The sequence below is a fragment of the Thermophilibacter provencensis genome (genome assembly GCF_030372065.1).
Classification (GTDB): domain Bacteria; phylum Actinomycetota; class Coriobacteriia; order Coriobacteriales; family Atopobiaceae; genus Thermophilibacter; species Thermophilibacter provencensis_A.
On the sequence record NZ_JAUDEA010000004.1, the window covers coordinates 1 to 15,985 of the forward strand.

14 protein-coding genes are annotated in these 15,985 nt (G+C 56.4%); 8 read left to right on the forward strand and 6 right to left on the reverse strand.

Annotated features, from left to right (window positions below; translation table 11 throughout):
* Positions 1-36 precede the first annotated feature (36 nt).
* Together QUW25_RS03605 and QUW25_RS03610 are read right to left on the reverse strand one after the other, a co-directional pair.
* A complete protein-coding gene (locus QUW25_RS03605; protein WP_289510866.1) occupies positions 37-213 on the reverse strand; it encodes an Arc family DNA binding domain-containing protein in 177 nt (58 codons plus the stop codon).
* Positions 214-225: 12 nt separating this feature from the next.
* Entirely contained in the window at positions 226-1,245 is a 1,020-nt protein-coding gene (locus QUW25_RS03610; RefSeq protein WP_289510867.1) for an SPFH domain-containing protein, read from the reverse strand.
* A gap of 141 nt (positions 1,246-1,386) precedes the next feature.
* Between QUW25_RS03610 and rlmD the strand changes: the two genes are divergently transcribed.
* The 8 genes from rlmD to QUW25_RS03650 all read left to right on the forward strand — a co-directional run bounded on the left by rlmD (position 1,387) and on the right by QUW25_RS03650 (position 11,414).
* Positions 1,387-2,829, forward strand: coding sequence for a 23S rRNA (uracil(1939)-C(5))-methyltransferase RlmD (gene rlmD / locus QUW25_RS03615; protein WP_289510868.1), 1,443 nt, complete (start codon positions 1,387-1,389; stop codon positions 2,827-2,829).
* A gap of 689 nt (positions 2,830-3,518) precedes the next feature.
* Entirely contained in the window at positions 3,519-5,477 is a 1,959-nt protein-coding gene (locus QUW25_RS03620) for a Rep family protein (protein WP_289510869.1), read from the forward strand.
* A 60-nt stretch (positions 5,478-5,537) separates the two neighbouring features.
* Entirely contained in the window at positions 5,538-5,855 is a 318-nt protein-coding gene (locus tag QUW25_RS03625; RefSeq protein ID WP_289510870.1) for a hypothetical protein, read from the forward strand.
* Between the two features lie 313 nt (positions 5,856-6,168).
* Positions 6,169-7,479 carry a hypothetical protein gene (locus QUW25_RS03630; protein WP_289510871.1) on the forward strand — a complete coding sequence of 437 codons (1,311 nt, stop codon included), beginning with the start codon at positions 6,169-6,171 and terminating at the stop codon, positions 7,477-7,479.
* A 107-nt stretch (positions 7,480-7,586) separates the two neighbouring features.
* Positions 7,587-7,742 (forward strand): hypothetical protein, encoded by a 156-nt coding sequence (locus tag QUW25_RS03635; RefSeq protein ID WP_289510872.1) that lies wholly within the window; start codon positions 7,587-7,589, stop codon positions 7,740-7,742.
* On the forward strand, positions 7,739-8,809 hold the full coding sequence (locus QUW25_RS03640; RefSeq protein WP_289510873.1) for a DNA methyltransferase: 1,071 nt from the start codon (positions 7,739-7,741) through the stop codon (positions 8,807-8,809). The genes QUW25_RS03635 and QUW25_RS03640 overlap by 4 nt, the downstream gene beginning before the upstream one ends.
* Positions 8,802-9,671, forward strand: a complete 870-nt coding sequence (locus QUW25_RS03645; RefSeq protein WP_289510874.1) for a hypothetical protein — start codon at positions 8,802-8,804, stop codon at positions 9,669-9,671. Before QUW25_RS03640 ends, QUW25_RS03645 begins: the two co-directional genes overlap by 8 nt.
* Before the next feature lie 33 nt (positions 9,672-9,704).
* Positions 9,705-11,414, forward strand: coding sequence for a recombinase family protein (locus tag QUW25_RS03650; RefSeq protein ID WP_289510875.1), 1,710 nt, complete (start codon positions 9,705-9,707; stop codon positions 11,412-11,414).
* A 316-nt stretch (positions 11,415-11,730) separates the two neighbouring features.
* Here QUW25_RS03650 and purN read toward each other — a convergent pair whose 3' ends face one another.
* Genes purN through QUW25_RS03670 form a run of 4 tightly spaced genes read right to left on the reverse strand, consistent with a single transcriptional unit; the run spans position 11,731 to position 15,982 of the window.
* On the reverse strand, positions 11,731-12,345 hold the full coding sequence (gene purN / locus QUW25_RS03655; protein ID WP_289510876.1) for a phosphoribosylglycinamide formyltransferase: 615 nt from the start codon (positions 12,343-12,345) through the stop codon (positions 11,731-11,733).
* Positions 12,335-13,426: a phosphoribosylformylglycinamidine cyclo-ligase gene (gene purM / locus QUW25_RS03660; protein WP_289510877.1), complete on the reverse strand. Its 1,092-nt coding sequence runs from the start codon at positions 13,424-13,426 to the stop codon at positions 12,335-12,337. Before purM ends, purN begins: the two co-directional genes overlap by 11 nt.
* Complete coding sequence (gene purF / locus QUW25_RS03665; protein WP_289510878.1) at positions 13,419-14,966, reverse strand: amidophosphoribosyltransferase; 1,548 nt, start codon at positions 14,964-14,966, stop codon at positions 13,419-13,421. The genes purM and purF overlap by 8 nt, the downstream gene beginning before the upstream one ends.
* Complete coding sequence (locus QUW25_RS03670; protein WP_289510879.1) at positions 14,966-15,982, reverse strand: class B sortase; 1,017 nt, start codon at positions 15,980-15,982, stop codon at positions 14,966-14,968. The genes purF and QUW25_RS03670 overlap by 1 nt, the downstream gene beginning before the upstream one ends.
* Between the last annotated feature and the right edge of the window lie 3 nt (positions 15,983-15,985).

Consider the following 15,985-nt stretch of genomic DNA (forward strand, 5'->3'; position numbering starts at 1 on the left):
CTTTGTCAGCTTACCCCGTCGCCCCCGTCACCACCGTTACTGGTCGTCGTTCTTCTCGCCCTTCTTGGGAAGACGGCCGGCGCGGCGCAGAGCGTCGCGCAAGATCCACTCGACCTGGCCATTCGCGCTGCGCATATCGTCAGCGGCCCAGCGCCCTACCGCGGCCCAGACCTCGGGGTCTATGCGGAGCGGGTATTGCTTGCGCGCGGCCACGTCCTTCTCGCCTTACTGGTAGAGGGAGCCGGTGTTGAGAACGGGCTGCGCCTCGGACTCGCCGCAGAGGACGACCATGAGGTTGGAGGCCATAACGGCCTTGCGGTCGTCGTCGAACTCCACCACGCCGCCGGCGGAGAGCTCCTTGAGAGCCATGTCCACCATGGAGACCGCGCCCTCCACGATCTTCTTGCGCGCGGCGATGATGGCCTCGGCCTGCTGGCGGCGCAACATGGCCTGGGCAATCTCCGGCGCATAGGCGAGGTGCGTGAGGCGGGCGTCATCCACAGAGACGCCGGCCGGGGCAAGGCGACGGTCGAGCTCCTCCTTGAGGGACTCCGAGACCTCCTCGATGTTGGAGCGCAGCGTGATGGAGCTGTTGGAGGCGTCGTCATCCTCCATGTGGTCATAGGCGTAGACGCTGGCCACGTGACGCAGCGCGGTCTCCGTCTGCATGGCCACGTAGCTGGGATAGTGATCCACGTCGAAGAGGGCCTTGGCGGTATCGGCCACGTGCCAGACCACGACGGTTGCGATCTCGATGGGGTTGCCCATCTTGTCGTTGACCTTGAGGCGGTCGCCGTTGAGCGTGCGGGCGCGCAGCGAGACCTTGGTGGAGAGTGCCTTGGCGGCCGCGGCGGCCTTCACGGACGGGGTGCCCTCCTCCAGGCTCACGTCGATGGAGGCGCCGGTGCCGTCCGAGCCCAGGCTGTGGCTATAGAAGGGGTTGACCCAGTAGAAGCCGGACTCGCGGACGGTGCCCACGTAGTTGCCAAAGAGCACGAGCACGCGCGCCTGGCCCGGCTGCAGCGAGAAGAACCCGCAACTGAGGATGATTGCCACGATGAGCAGCACGATGCTGCCCACGAGCAGCGCGGGGCCGGTGACGGGCGCGGGCACGCCGGCGTCCTCGGCGGTGGCGAGGATGATGATGCCCTGGACCATGCCCCAGATGGCGGCGGCATACGCGACGAGGGTGACGAAGAGCATGGGCCAGCCGGACGCGGCGCGGGCCTGCTTCTCTACGGTCATTGCGGTTCCTTTCCTGGTGACGGGCGCGCCCCGGGGTGGGCGTCCTCGTCTGATGCCATTGTGATATCACATTGGTTTCTTTGCAAGAGGGGACCGCAAGCGCGCGGCGTTTGTCGGCAAACGGCGGGTATACTGGGTGCCATGGGATACAAGACCTACACCTGCCCGATTGCGCGCGACTGCGGCGGCTGCGAATGGCTCGCGGTCCCCTACCCCATACAGCTGCGACGCAAACAGGAGCAGGCGGAGGGGCTGCTCGGGGGCATGGCCAAGGAGGACGGCGCCGCGCTCGAGCCCATTCGCGGCGTGGAGGAGCCCGTGCGCTATCGGCACAAGGCGGCGACGCCGTTTGCCCACGCGCGCGGCGGGCGCGTGCTTTGCGGGTTCTACGCTGCGGGAACGCATCGGATCGTGCCGTGCGAGAGCTGCCTGGCGGAGGACGAGCGGGCCCGTCGCATCCTGAACGGCGTTGCGCGCGTTGCCGAGCGGCTGCACATACCGCCCTACGACGAGGACCGGGGCGTGGGGGTGTTGCGCCACGCCGTCGTACGCTGCGGGTGGAAGACAGATGACGTGATGCTCGTGCTGGTCACGCGCGTTGATGAGCTGCGTGGGGTCGAGCGCCTCGTCTCCGAGCTGCGCGCGGAGTGCCCCGAGGTCACGACCATCGCCCAGAACGTGAACGACCGGCGGACCAACGCGATCTTGGGTCGGCGCTGCCGCACGCTCTTTGGCCCGGGCGTCATGCACGACGAGCTCCTGGGCTGCCGCTTTGAGATTGGCCCCACGAGCTTCTACCAGACCAACCCCGCCCAAACCGAGGTGCTCTACGGGCTCGCGATTGAGGGCACAGGTGATGCCCGGCGCGTTCTCGACGCGTACTGCGGCACGGGCACCATCGGCATCTGCGCCGCCGCAGAGACGCCCGGGATGCAGGTCGTGGGCGTTGAGCAGGTGCAGGGCGCCGTAGCGTGCGCGCGGCGTAACGCCGAGGCCAACGGCGTGGCGGATCGGTGCGGCTTTGTTGCCGCGGACGCCACTTCGTGGATGGCGCGCGAGGGTGCGCGCGAGCACTTCGACGCCGTCATCATGGATCCGCCGCGCGCGGGAAGCACGCCCGAGTTTCTGACCGGCGTGGCGGACCTCGCCCCAGGGCGCGTGGTTTACGTGAGCTGCAACATCGTCACCCAGACGCGAGATCTTGAGATTCTGCGTGTGCACGGATATCGGCTCGAGCGCGTGTGCCCCGTGGATATGTTCCCGCACACCAAGCACGTCGAGACGGTTGTTCTCTTAGGTAGGGAATTAGAGAAAAGCCGTGAACATGTCTACTTGGACTATGAACCGTCTAAAGAAATTGATCTGCCCGGCGGTGCGACCTATGAGCAGATCAAGGCGTATGTGCTGGAGCATACCGGCTTGAAAGTCAGCCACCTCTATATCGCCCAGGTCAAACAAAAGCATGGTATCATCGAGCGGGAGTGTTACAACAAGCCCAAATCTGAGGATGCCAAACAGCCGCAATGCCCGCCGGAAAAGGAAGCGGCGATTGAGGCGGCATTGAAGCATTTCAAGATGATCTGACGGATTGCTCTTAGATTCTGAGCCGGAGGCAGAGCCAGCCACCGCAAAGCGGCTTGCACTTGGCGGGTTCTGGCGGCGGTGCTATACTGGTGAATGCGACGGTGAGGTTCTTTGGAGGATTGCTCCTGAGTTCCTCACCGTCGGCTATTTTATGCAGCGCCGCCGACAGGTTCAGTCAAGTGTGGCGTCAAATTTTGCTCAGATTGCAAATAAGATGCTTCAGAGCACAGATACACGAGAAACGAAGAAAAATTGCACAGCGTAAACAACAGGCGCACATTTCGATACATTCTAAGATGAACCGCAACTGCACTATGTAGCTGCGGTTCTTTTTGCTTCTGTCTGTATTCGGGCGGGCGTTAGCCCGTCCCCATACCGTCCAAACACACCGTTTTTGCACCAGCGTTTCTTTTTACACCCTTTTAGGCTATGGAGTGTAAACGGTGTAAACAGTGTAAAATTTTTCATCAAGTGCCGAAAACCCTTGAAAATAGGGGGCCATCCCACAGTGGGCTTGTGTGGGATGGCCCAGAACGCAACGGTGTAAACGGTGTGAAAAAACGCTTCCTACAAGCAAATTCACACCTTTTTAGCAATAGCATATACAAAAGAAACGGTGTTAATGTATTGACTTCACACCGTTTCTACATTACAATACAAGAAGAAACAGTGTGAAACGAGGTGAGCGCATGGCATATAAAACGAAAAACAGTGTCAAGGGTGAACGCAAGCGCGGCTTGCAGGCCGTAAAGGAAATGGAAGCCGCTCCGGGATACGATCCCCAGGCTACGTTAGCTCTGGCACAGGCAAATTTAGATGCTTTTGGTAAGCTGGATGATCTGGATGATGCGTCATTTATTGCCTGCATGAATGATATGCGGGCAAATCACCCGGATATTTATCCTGTGTTCTGGTGGTGGCGGAAAGCCGAAGAACAAGCCGGACGTCGGCAGGAAGAAGATGGTGAAGGAACAGAATCCAGATATAAATTTTTCATGGTGACGCAATTTCTGCTTGACCCTTTCGCTGACGAATGGGAAGATGACAGGCAAATGCTGAAACCCGGCGTGGCCCCTTGGATTGATACGCCTCAGATTGAAGCTGGTCTTGACCACAAGAGCATCAAGCGTTGGTGTTGGATTTGGCATGATCGTGATATTTACACCGAAGAGGATGAAATCGCTGACCGAACCGGGCGAATCAAAGCAGGCGACCGAAAGTTCAAACACGCGCACATTGTGCTTGAAGTTCCCGGCAAAGTGCCGATTTCGACTATTGCCCGCTGGTTCAAGGTACCGCCGCAGCAGGTGACGATCCTGCGCGGACGCGGGGCTTTTCTCGATGGTTCCGAATACCTTGTGCATGAAAGCCCTCGTGCGGTCGAACAACACAAGACGCACTACGATGACGATGAGGTTCATACTTCACCGGGTTTTGATTTCCGCAAAGAGCTGACCGATTTGCAAGCGCATAGAGCTAAATTTGGCAAACGCGCTGGTGAGATGACACCCGTCGATACAATGCGGATGCACGTTCTATTGGATGGTTGGACAATGAAACAGTGCCGTGAGGATGATCCGCTCACATTTTCAAAGATACGGAATACATTGCCTCCTTTACGACTTGACTATCTGATGGATGCACCACCTTGCCCTTTTAGGCTCAACATTTATGTGGACGGCCCCGGCGGCATTGGCAAATCGGCTTTTTGTGAGTATATTGCACAAAGTTTATTTTCGTTCGTAGATGATCCATTTTTTCACGTTGGGAACGATGAGCGTGTTACATTTGACGGTTATGATGGTGAGCCTGTTATTATCTGGGATGATATGCGAGCTATAGACTTTATTAAACACTTTGGCAACAATGGAACTTTCCGTTTGTTTGATCCGCACCCAAAGAAAATGGCAGAGCAGGCAAAACATACACGTGTTATTTTGAACAACGCCTTAACTATTATTAACGGCGTAGATTCTTTTGACAAATTTATTTCTACACTTGCGGGTGAGTACATCGATGCGAAAGGCTATCATCATCACGCTGAAGATGCAAATCAGGCATGGAGACGTTTTCCGATGATTTTATGCGTTCGGGAAAACGATTTCGATATTTTGATTAACCAGGGCTTCATCAATAAAGACCTAAGCTCTATTCAAACACTAATTACTTATTCTCATGTACGCGGGAGCATGAAAGCTATCATCGAAAGATTGGACGGGGCAGCAAAACAAAAGGCTTTTGCTGGATTTGTCCAACCGGTGGTAAACGCCGCAAAAATGATTGAAGACAAACATGATGATAAGATTTCTGATCCCGATCAGATTCCGCCGGAAATGATGCCCGTTGTTGAATCGGCTGAAGATCGTTTTATGCGTGAGTGCGCTGAGTACGAGGAGCGGCGCTTCAATACGCTGGTATCATTCGGCCATTGGTTCTGGGATTCCCCCGCCGGTGGCTGGGCGGAATACACTAAAATGTATCCTGCTGCCAAAGTGCGCCCACAAGAAGAATATGAATTTTTGCACAATCTGCAATGGCCGACAATCCGAGATGCGATTAACAGATATGTAGACGGCGAACTGGTAGCAACATACACAGAGCAGATTATTCGGGATACAATCGAGATGGTGTGGAACGGACAGTTATAATTGACTACTTGCGTTCTGCATGATTTACGGTAAACTGAAATCAGAAGTGAGGTGATTCAAATGGCCAAATCAAGCGCCGACTTGAAAAAGGAAGCGGCCACTCTGCGGGCAAAACTTGCCGCAGTTCAAAAAGAGGCCCGCAAGATGAAGAGACTGGAAGATCAGCAAGCCGCCGAAGAACAGCGCCAGCGTGATATACAGTTTGCTCTTGAGTTCGTGGAGATGGCAAAGGAGATGTATTTTCGGGATGGCAATCGAAGCTATTTTGATTACATCTCTGAGAAGATGGCTGAAAAGCAAGCTGCCGCACAACCTGCAACTGATTTAACAGAACAGCAGCCCGTGAATCAATCTGCGGGCTATGCACAGCAGATTTGACCTAAACCCCGTTGGGAAGAACCCGACGGGGTTTATAATTTAGGGGCTTGCGTTCTGAACATTTTGTGGTATGTTGCAGGTAAAGGAAGGTTTGCCGCCCGGCTGGAAACGTAGTTTCCAAAGAGGGAGCTGACGGCAGGAGGACGATGGGTTTGTTTACAAACCCTGAGGACATTCATACTGGGTTTGTAAACGACCCCGCGGCAGGAGGTGAAGCGATATGGGTTGGAAATGTGCGCCGCAAGTGATGGGCTTGGTGAGAGGTGAACCGAAGCAAGGGCAGAAACATCGTGCGAACATTCGGAAGATTGCGATGGAAGCCGGATACGAGCGAGCATCGAAATCGGATACACTGGATAAGAGCCGGTCGAAGCAAAACCAGTATGACGGATACAGTAGCGGTGCGGAGTTTGCCGCTGTTATGGAACAGGAAGCCTCTAAGTATCGTGTCAAAGTGAATGGAAAAACTAAAGATAAAAAGCCGGTCGTGCGTGAAAAAGGTCTGCCGCATAATGCTGTGATCGGCTGGGCAGTGATTTATAATCCGCCCGCCGAAGTTTGTGCAACATGGACGAACGACGATTATCAAAAATTTTACGCAGACTGTCGGGAGTGCATGGCTAAGATTGAGCCGCGATTGTTTCGCAGTGAAAATATCCGAATGTCTGCCGAGCACTTTGATGAAGGTATTCCACCAGATGAAAATTCAGGTGTGATTGACCGTCATTTGCATGACCTCGGAGTATCGAAAGATGCAGACGGACGCTATTGCGGAAATCTTATAGATGCAAAGCTCCTGATTAAAATCAATGAGCGTTTTCCCGCTCTGATGCGTGAGTGCGGGTGGGATATGGATGACCTTGACCGCACAGACTTTGAACGGGCCAAGACCGACAAAGAATACGCCAGCGAGCGAAACGCAAAACGTCGGCAATCCGGTCTTTCTGTTAATAAACACCTGGGTAATAAAGCTCGTGAGATGGCTGAGGATGCCGCAGAGCTTGTTGAGCAGGCAGAAGCATTGAAAGCACAGATGGAAGCCGCTGCCGCTGCACGTCAACAGCAACTGGATTTGACCGCACAGCAGCAGGAAACCACACGCAAAGAGCAGGAAGCACTCACCCAACAGCAGGAAGATACACAGAAAAAGCTGGATGGTCGAGATAAGGGGCAGCGCCGCTTGCTGAAATTCATTTACAATTTATATCAAAATCTTAGCGGCGAGCGTGCTGCATTCCGCACATACTCTGAGGGTGTTGAGATGTTCAAGGCCGCCATGGATTCGTTTGTGGAACGCACAACAACAGAGGCGCGAACGAAAGCGCAGGAAGAAGCAGCCGCTGCATTTCAAAAGAAAGAAGATGCGCTGGAAGCCCAGAAATTGGTTTTGGATGAATTGGAGCAGCTTAGAGATAAGCTGCAATCGTCCACAGATACGGACGCCAGTAGAAAACGCTTTATGGAAGCTCATAAGTTTAGAGATGGCCGCACGCTGGAAGATGCCTATCAATCATCCATCCGGCAGAAGCAAGAACATGACACCGCATTCATGAATCGTGCATCCGAGCTGAAGAATGAATATGACCGGTTGCATCAAGGTGTGGAGCAGCAAGAAAAGCAATAATAGTTGGCACCTTTTCGGAGGTCCAGATTGCTTTTTGGGCCATTTTATGATACACTATTACACAAGTACACAATAACACAAAATCGCGCGTTGAGAGGAAAATTAAAATGGCAGAAAGAAATATGGTAAACCTGACAATTACAATGACGCGAGAAGAACGTAAGGCACTCAAACAGATTGCCCTGGACAAAGATATGACGGTTTCTGCTCTTTTGCGTAACTGGCTAAAAGAACACCAAGCAAAGGAGGAACAGAACAAATGAACAATAATATTAACGGGACGCTATTTTCTTTGCACTATGGCAATGTGTCGGAGGTTTATTCTCAGTGGCCGGCACCCGACTTAATTATATCCGATGGTGCGTATGGTGTTCGTGGATTTCGGGGAGATACAACTGATGCAGCAGGCTTGGTCGATTGGTATAAGCCGCATGTCTTAGCCTGGGCAAAAGCTGCCAAGCCGTCCACAAGTCTATGGTTTTGGAATACAGAGGTTGGATGGGCAACCGTCCATCCGTTGCTTTTGGCTACAGGATGGGAATATGTTCAGCTGGCTGTATGGGACAAAGGATTGGCACATATCGCTGGAAATGTAAATGGAAAAACTATTAGGCAACTGCCGGTTGTAACTGAGGTATCTGCTTTATATCGAAGAAAAATCTATTTGCAGACAGGCGATGGACAAACTTTAGGAGCAAAAGAGTGGTTGCGTGCTGAATGGCAGCGCAGCGGATTGCCGCTTTGCAAATCCAATGAAGCGTGCGAAGTTAAAAACGCGGCCACGCGAAAGTATCTAACTGCTGATTGGCTTTGGTATTGGCCGCCCGGTGAGGCGGTTGAAAAAATGGCTGATTATTGCACCAGACATGGGAAAAAGACTACTTGGCCGTATTTCTCATTAGATGGAATACACAACGTAACGGCCCGTGATTGGGATGCGTTGCGTTCGGTTTGGAATCATAGGAATGGGATCACAAACGTATGGAGCAGGCCACCCCTTGCTGATTCTGAACGGTTGAAGGGTACAATGGAACGCAGTGCACCGAGAACGTACAAACCGACAAAGTTATCTTCGGCTCATCTGAATCAAAAACCATTAGACCTAATGCTGACTCAAGTCGCCGCAACCACAAATGAAGGTAGTGTTGTTTGGGAACCTTTTGGAGGCTTAGCATCAGCTTCTGTAGCCGCTGTTCTATTAGGCCGACACGCATATGCAGCAGAAATTGACAAAACTTTTGTTAATTTGGCAAAAGAACGACTCATCGAAGCCAATGAAAGTTTACAAAACAATGGAGTGTATAATTTTAGGGAGGAAAAAAGTGAGTGAAGTAACTAGATACACGCTTCCAGCTGATGACGAACGGACAGAGCTTCAAATGGGAGTAATTAAAGCACTGCAAGCAGTGCCAATGCACTTTAAGTCCACAATTAACATCGAAGGCTTGTCTGCAACAGATCTGTTTGCAATGAATACACTTCTGGGGGGCGCTATCGAGGAACAAACAGTTGCCACATTAAATGCGACAAGAGCGATTTGGGACCCAAGCGGTAAATGGGCAAATTACGAATTCAGAAGATATGCTGAAAGTTTTCCCGATGTTCGCCTTGAAAGAGCTGGAGGAGAACAGCCTCTGATTGGAATTGAGCTGAAAGGATGGTATCTGCTTGCCAAAGAAGAAATGCCTTCTTTTCGCTTTAAGGCTTCCGCAGATGCAATGACCGTATGGGACTTAATTGCTGTATTTCCCTGGTCCCTTTCTAATGTGATATCTGGACAGCCTATTTTAGAGGAACCATATATCGAACAAGCAAAATACGCTGCCGATTTACGGACATATTACTGGGAACATCGTAGTCCAAACGCAATGCCAGTAGAACATCCAGAGACGCACCCATATCCAGAAGCGGGTAGTTCGTATTCTGATATAGTACATGATGATCGAGGCGGTAATTTCGGACGCATTGCTAGGGTACACGGCTTGATGGAGGATTGGGTATCAGACACGATGACATTACCTCTTGCTGGCATTGAGGCCAGGTGGTGGGTACGCTTTCTGAAGCTATTTGACGAACGCGGTAATGAAGAAGTAGTCCGTCAGCGATTTGAGCGTTTGGCACAGGCTGCCGGTCACGATTCTGGATGGGTAGACGAGGTTGTATTCCATGTCAAGCAACTAATGGATTTATAAAAAAGCTACTTCAAAAAGAAAGGCATACGGCAAATGGCACAAAAGAAATTGCGCTGCTATCTCTATACCCGCGTTTCCACGCAGATGCAGGTGGACGGATACAGTCTGGATGCACAACAAGATCGACTGAAAAAGGAGGCTGCTCACCGCAATTTGCAGGTGGTCGCCGTCTTTTCGGACGAGGGCAAATCCGGCAAGAACACCACTGGCAGGCCGCAGTTTCAGGAAATGATGCGCCGGATACAGAATGGCAACGAAGACCACGTCGATTATGTGCTGGTCTTCAAGCTGTCCCGGTTTGGCAGGAATGCCGCTGATGTGTTGAACAACTTGCAGATCATGCAGGATTTCGGTGTCAATCTCATCTGCGTAGAAGATGGGATTGATTCTGCCAGTGCTGCCGGAAAAATCCTCTTTCCTGTTCTTGCCGGTGTTGCAGAGCTGGAGCGTGAAAACATTCAGGCTCAGACGATGGCTGGACGTTGGCAGAAGGCTCGTGAAGGCAAATGGAATGGCGGTCAAGCTCCATACGGCTATCGGATCGAGGATGGTGTACTGGTCATCGAAGATTCCGAAGCTGCGCTTGTTCGGCTAATTTTCGAAAAATATGTGCAGTCTGATATGGGTATAAACGGCGTTGCCAAATGGTTGAATGAGAACGGATATAGTAAGCAGGCTCGTCAAAATGGGATATATAGCCGGATTTCAGCTACTTTCGTGAAAGGGGTAGTGGACAATCCAGTCTATGCCGGAAAAATCGCTTACGGACGCCGGAAAAGCGAGAAAATAGAAGGCACACGCAATGAATACCATACCGTCAAACAGGCGGAATATGAAATATTTGACGGGAAGCATGAGGCCATTATTTCGGACGAGCTCTGGCAGGCCGCGCGAGCAAAGCGAGGCTTGAACGCCTACAAGCGGGAAAAAAGATACAGCCCGGAACACGCTCACATCCTTTCCGGTCTCGTCAAATGCCCTATCTGCGGCGCACCGATGTACGGCGTCGTGAACCGGAAGAAGAAAAAAGATGGTTCCGGCGAATTCTACACAGATATGTGGTACTATATCTGCAAGAATACCAAAACCGTAAGCGGCCAGCGCTGCACATACACAAAGCACATCCGGCAGGACGCGGTGAATGAGCAGGTGCGCCGTGTAGTCCAGGAAGCGCTGCGGAATATGGATTTCACAGCGGACATTATGAAATCCATCGGAACCGACGCCAATCTGGACGCTTTACAGGCGGAAGCCGATACTCTCACTGCTGCCAAAAAGAAGGAAGAACGCCAGAAGGCCAAGCTGCTATCGAAGATTATGGAACTTGATGCCGACGATGAGCTGTACGACGAAATGTACGATGACCTGCAAGGGCTGCTGCGCCAGCGAATGAAGCGTATTTCCGAATTGGACAGCAAGATCAATCAGGTGAGTATCGCTATTCAGAACGCAGGCAGCAAGGCCGCTACGGCTGAGGAAGTATATGCCACCATGCGGATTATCGTGGACATGATGGACATTATGCCGGAGCGTGACGAACAGGAAATCATGCACTCATTGCTTGACAGCGTGCAGATTTACCCTGAGCGGCAGCCAAACGGCCTCTGGATCAAGAGCGTTCGCTTCAAAGTTCCGCTGGAATTTGACGGTGTATCGTCACATGACGTGATTATTGACAATGACAATAATTCCCTATCTAATGTAAGTAATGACGAAAGCGTGGTCACACTCGTCCGACGCTGATCGTCTGGTCGCATTAGTCGGGATTTGGGCTCTCGTGTAGCGCACGGGCCCCTTCGCTGGAAATCTGCCTCTTCGTGTAGCGTGAAATCGGGCCCTGATACGCCTCTTCGCACGTAGCGGTAACCCGCGTAGCCGCAAAGTCCCAGTTGGCAGCAAGCCGCCTACTCAACAGGGTTGCTAAAGCACGCTACACGAAGGGGCAGATTTCCATGGGCGCGGGTGTTGCGCTACACGAGAGGCCGAATCTCAAAAAGGCTGCGGCCCCTTTGGGGCCGCAGCCTTGAAAATCTTGAAAATGCCTTGGCCGGCGAGCCCTTTACGCGGGGTCAATCGCCACCGTCAGGTTCTCGCGCACGTGCACGCGACCGGCGGCGAGAAGCCCCACGACCTCGGGATAGAGCTCGTGCTCAATCTCGTGGATGTGCTCCTCGAGCTCGTCGACCGTCCAGCCCTCCTCAACGGGCAGCGCGCGCTGCGCGATGATGGGGCCGGCATCGTAATCGGCGTTGGCAAAGTGCACCGTCACGCCCGTGACCTTGACGCCGCGCTCATACGCGTCGGCGATGGCGTGCGCGCCGGGAAAGCTCGGCAGCAGTGCGGGATGCAGGTTCACCACACGGTTGGGGAACGCCGCCAGGATGGGGTCATGCACCTTGCGCATGTAGCCCGCCATGATGACGTAGTCCACGCCGCGACGGCTCAGCTCGGAGGCAATGATCTCGTCCGCCTGCTCAGGGTCGGCATAGATCTCCTTGGAGAGCGTGAGAGTCTGCAGGCCCGCGGCCTCGGCGCGCTTGAGGCCAAAGGCACTCGGGCGCGAGCTCACCACCAGCTCAATCGTCGCGTCGAGCGTGCCGTCGGCAATGCGATCGATGATGGCCTGAAGGTTGGTCCCGCTGCCGGAGATGAGAACGCCCAGCTTAATGCTCATCGTCGTACACGACCTTCCCCTTCTCGCCCGGCATTCCGGCAACCACGCGACCAACCTCAAACGGCGAGAAGCCCTGCGCCACCAGCGCCTCGCAAACGGCGTCCTCGTCGTCCGCGGCGCAGATGATCGCCATGCCCACGCCCATGTTGAACGTGCGGTACGCCTCCTCCAGCGTGAGACCCGCCTCGCGAATCATGTACGCGATGACGGGCGGCATGTCCCAGGCCGGACCGGCCTCGCCGCCGCGATAGACCAGCGCGTCCAGCCCCTCGGGCATGGCGCGGTCGAGGTTCTCGGTGATGCCGCCGCCCGTGATGTGCGCCATCGCGTGGATGGGCGCACCGGCGCGCAGCGCGGCGAGAAGCCCACCGGCGTAGATGGTCGTCGGGCGCATGACGGCGTCGGCGAGCGACTCCCCGCCCAGCTCATCGAGCGGCGTCTCCAGCTCCTCCACCATGCGACCCTCGATGGCAACCTTGCGCACGAGCGAGTAGCCGTTGGAGTGGATGCCCGAGCTCGGAAGGCCCAGGATGACGTCGCCCTCGCGCACCAGGTCCGGGCCGATCATCTTGGGGCGGTCCACCACGCCCACCACAAAGCCGGCGAGGTCATAGTCACCCTCGGCCATAACACCGGGGTGCTCGGCCATCTCGCCGCCCACGAGCGCGCAGCCGGACTTGCGGCAACCCTCGGCGATGCCCCCCACGATCTTGGCCACGTGCTCGGCGCGCAGCTTGCCGATGGCCACGTAGTCGAGGAAGAACAGCGGCTCGGCTCCCATGGGCACGATGTCGTCCACGCACATGGCAACGAGGTCCTCGCCCACCGTCTCGTGGCGGTCGAGCAGCTGCGCGATGGCGAGCTTGGTGCCCACGCCGTCGGTGCCGGAGACCAGAATAGGCTCCTCCATGTCCTTGAGCGCGGCCGCCGAGAAGCACGAGCCAAAGCCGCCCAGGCCTCCGATGACCTCGGGGCGGTTGGTTGCGGCAACGGCCGCCTTGATCGCGTCGACGGCGCGGGCGCCCTCGGCGGTGTCAACACCTGCGTCCTCGTAGCTCACATGCTTGGTGTTCTCAGCCATCTTGGTCCTTTCGGGTTGGGCGATTCAAAGGGGCTGCCCCTTTTGAATCATTATCGAGGAAGTCCTTCGCATCTTTGAGCGGCATCCGAGACGTCTCGGACGCCGGGGCAAGATTCTTGGGCTCGTACTCGGCAAGAAAGCGGTCGCCCCAGTACGAGCGCGGAATCTCAACGGGGTACTCCCCGGTAAAGCACGCCTTGCAGTAGCCGTGGGCGTCACCGCCGGGCACGCAGGCAAGAAGCCCCTCGATGGAAAGAAACCCCACGGAGTCCGCCTCAATGTGGGCGCGAATCTCCTCGAGGGTCATCTTTGCTGCGATGAGCTGGTCCTGGCTGCCCGTGTCAATCCCGTAGAAGCACGGCCACGCAACCATCGGCGAGGCGGAGCGCACGTGCACCTCGGTCGCACCGGCCTCCTTGAGCATGCGCACGATCTGGCGGCTCGTGGTGCCGCGGACGATGGAGTCGTCCACCATCACCAGGCGCTTGCCGCGCACCACATCGGGCAGGGCGTTGAGCTTCAGGCGCACGCCCATCTGCCGCAGCTCCTGAGTGGGCTGAATGAAGGTGCGCGCCACGTAACGGTTCTTGATGAGGCCCGTTCCAAAGGGAATCCCCAGCTCCTGGGCAAAGCCCTCGGCCGCAGGGGTGCCGGAGTCCGGCACAGAGATCACAAGGTCCGCCTCGACGGGCGTCTCCTGAGCCAGGCGACGCCCCATGTTGTTGCGCATGAGGTAGAAGCTCGAGCCGTCCTTCATCGAGTCCGGGCGCGAGAAGTACACGTGCTCAAAGATGCACTCCGCGCGACATCCCAGCTGGCAGCCGCGCTCAGAGCGCAGGCCGTCATCGGAGACGCGAATGATCTCCCCGGGCTCGATCTCTCGCACAAACTTGGCGCCGGCAATGTCGAGCGCGCAGGTCTCGCTCGCAACGACCCAGCCGTCGTCACCGAGGTGACCTAGCACCAGCGGCCGGATACCGTGCGGGTCGCGGAAGGCGTAGAGCGCGTTCTCGCGCACGAGCACCATGGCGTAGCCGCCCTCAAGCATGCGCATCGTGTGCGCGATGCCCGTGCGAAGGCGCCCCGAGCGCTGCGTGAAGTAGCCGATGAGCTTGGCCGCCACCTCGGAGTCCGTGTTGGAGCGGAAGGGAATGCCCATCTCGATGAGCTCGCGGCGCAGCACGTCAAAGTTCACGAGCGTGCCGTTGTGCGCCAGCGCGATGATCACGTCGTTGATCGTGGAGAGGTGCGGCTGCGCGGCCTCCCAGCCGCGCGCACCCGCCGTGCCGTAGCGGCAGTGCCCGCACGCGACCTTACCCGACATGGCGGTGAGATCGGCGTCCGAGAAGACCTGCGTCACCAGGCCAAGGTCCTTGCGCACGAGCACGGAGCGCCCGTCGCCCACCGCGATTCCCGCCGACTCCTGGCCGCGGTGCTGCAGCGCGCGCAGGGCAAAGTAGGTGATGCGGGCCACGTCGCGCTCGGGCGCCCACACACCAAAGACGCCGCATTCCTCGTGGAGCTTCTCGGCAGCGGGCATCACTCGGTACCTCCCTTGGGAACACAGACGAGCAGGGTACGGCCTGAGTCGCCGTTTTCGTAGTTGCAGGTGCAGAGCGTGAGCACGTTGGTGGCGGCGGCAACCTTCTCGGCGGCGTCCGCGCGCTTGGTCACGGCCACGTCGAGAAGCCCCGTGAGGTAGGCGCGCAGCTCGTCCTCGGAGCCAAAGGTGAACGTGCGGACGTTGGCGTCGTTGGCGTCGGTCTCGTAGAGCAGCAGCGGCTCGAGCTCGTAGGTTGTGTCCTCGGTCACGTACCAGACCGTGGAGACGCTGTCGAACATCTCCTGGTTGGCCATGTCCGAGATGGGCTTGAACATGGCGCCGTTGCGCAGGTGGTGCCCGTAGATGATGGTCTGGGCGTCAACCATGCCCGGCGCGGTGTTGGCATAGTCCATGAAGACCTGCCCCCCGAGCGAGTACTCGCCCTCGGCGCTCGTGTGCAGGTACTTGTCGTTGTCTGGGCCCTGGTAGACGGGGAAGTTGACCGCCGTGCCCGGAATCTGCAGCCAGCCCACGACCTCGTCGTTCACGGCCCTGAGGCTCGCCCAGTCCACCTGCGGCGGCGTGGTGCCGTTGTCGGAGACGTCCGCGAACGTGGCCAGCTCCTCGTTGATGCGGTCCTGCTCGCTGTACTGCCACTGGTTGTAGAGCCACATGCCCGCAGCGGTGGCAATGAGCGCGATGCCAATGACAAAGAGCAGGACGGACACCACGCGACCGGCGCGCTTCCTTGGGTCGCGGCTGCGGCGGCCGGAGAGGTCGTAGGGGTCAGTCTCGCGGAAGTGGCTCTCGCGGCGGCGACGGTTGCTGCCGCCGCGCTCGGGCTCGGAGACCACCGGGATGAAGTGCGCTGCGGAGCTGCGGGGCGTGTCCGCGGCGTGCGGGTTTCCCGCCGGCGCGTGGTAGGACTCGTCGCCCCCGCGCGGGGTGTGGAGGTCAACGTGGCGTCCCGTCGGGCGCGCGGCGCCCTCGGGCTGCTTGAAGTGCGAGGCCATGCG

What these genes read in the sequence shown, in the direction of transcription:
- QUW25_RS03610 (WP_289510867.1), bottom strand. Translation starts at nt 1,245, where the DNA reads ATGACCGTAGAGAAGCAGGCCCGCGCCGCGTCCGGCTGGCCCATGCTC.
- rlmD (WP_289510868.1), top strand. Translation starts at nt 1,387, where the DNA reads ATGGGATACAAGACCTACACCTGCCCGATTGCGCGCGACTGCGGCGGC.
- QUW25_RS03620 (WP_289510869.1), top strand. Translation starts at nt 3,519, where the DNA reads ATGGCATATAAAACGAAAAACAGTGTCAAGGGTGAACGCAAGCGCGGC.
- QUW25_RS03625 (WP_289510870.1), top strand. Translation starts at nt 5,538, where the DNA reads ATGGCCAAATCAAGCGCCGACTTGAAAAAGGAAGCGGCCACTCTGCGG.
- QUW25_RS03630 (WP_289510871.1), top strand. Translation starts at nt 6,169, where the DNA reads ATGGAAGCCGGATACGAGCGAGCATCGAAATCGGATACACTGGATAAG.
- QUW25_RS03635 (WP_289510872.1), top strand. Translation starts at nt 7,587, where the DNA reads ATGGCAGAAAGAAATATGGTAAACCTGACAATTACAATGACGCGAGAA.
- QUW25_RS03640 (WP_289510873.1), top strand. Translation starts at nt 7,739, where the DNA reads ATGAACAATAATATTAACGGGACGCTATTTTCTTTGCACTATGGCAAT.
- QUW25_RS03650 (WP_289510875.1), top strand. Translation starts at nt 9,705, where the DNA reads ATGGCACAAAAGAAATTGCGCTGCTATCTCTATACCCGCGTTTCCACG.
- purN (WP_289510876.1), bottom strand. Translation starts at nt 12,345, where the DNA reads ATGAGCATTAAGCTGGGCGTTCTCATCTCCGGCAGCGGGACCAACCTT.
- purM (WP_289510877.1), bottom strand. Translation starts at nt 13,426, where the DNA reads ATGGCTGAGAACACCAAGCATGTGAGCTACGAGGACGCAGGTGTTGAC.
- purF (WP_289510878.1), bottom strand. Translation starts at nt 14,966, where the DNA reads ATGCCCGCTGCCGAGAAGCTCCACGAGGAATGCGGCGTCTTTGGTGTG.
- QUW25_RS03670 (WP_289510879.1), bottom strand. Translation starts at nt 15,982, where the DNA reads ATGGCCTCGCACTTCAAGCAGCCCGAGGGCGCCGCGCGCCCGACGGGA.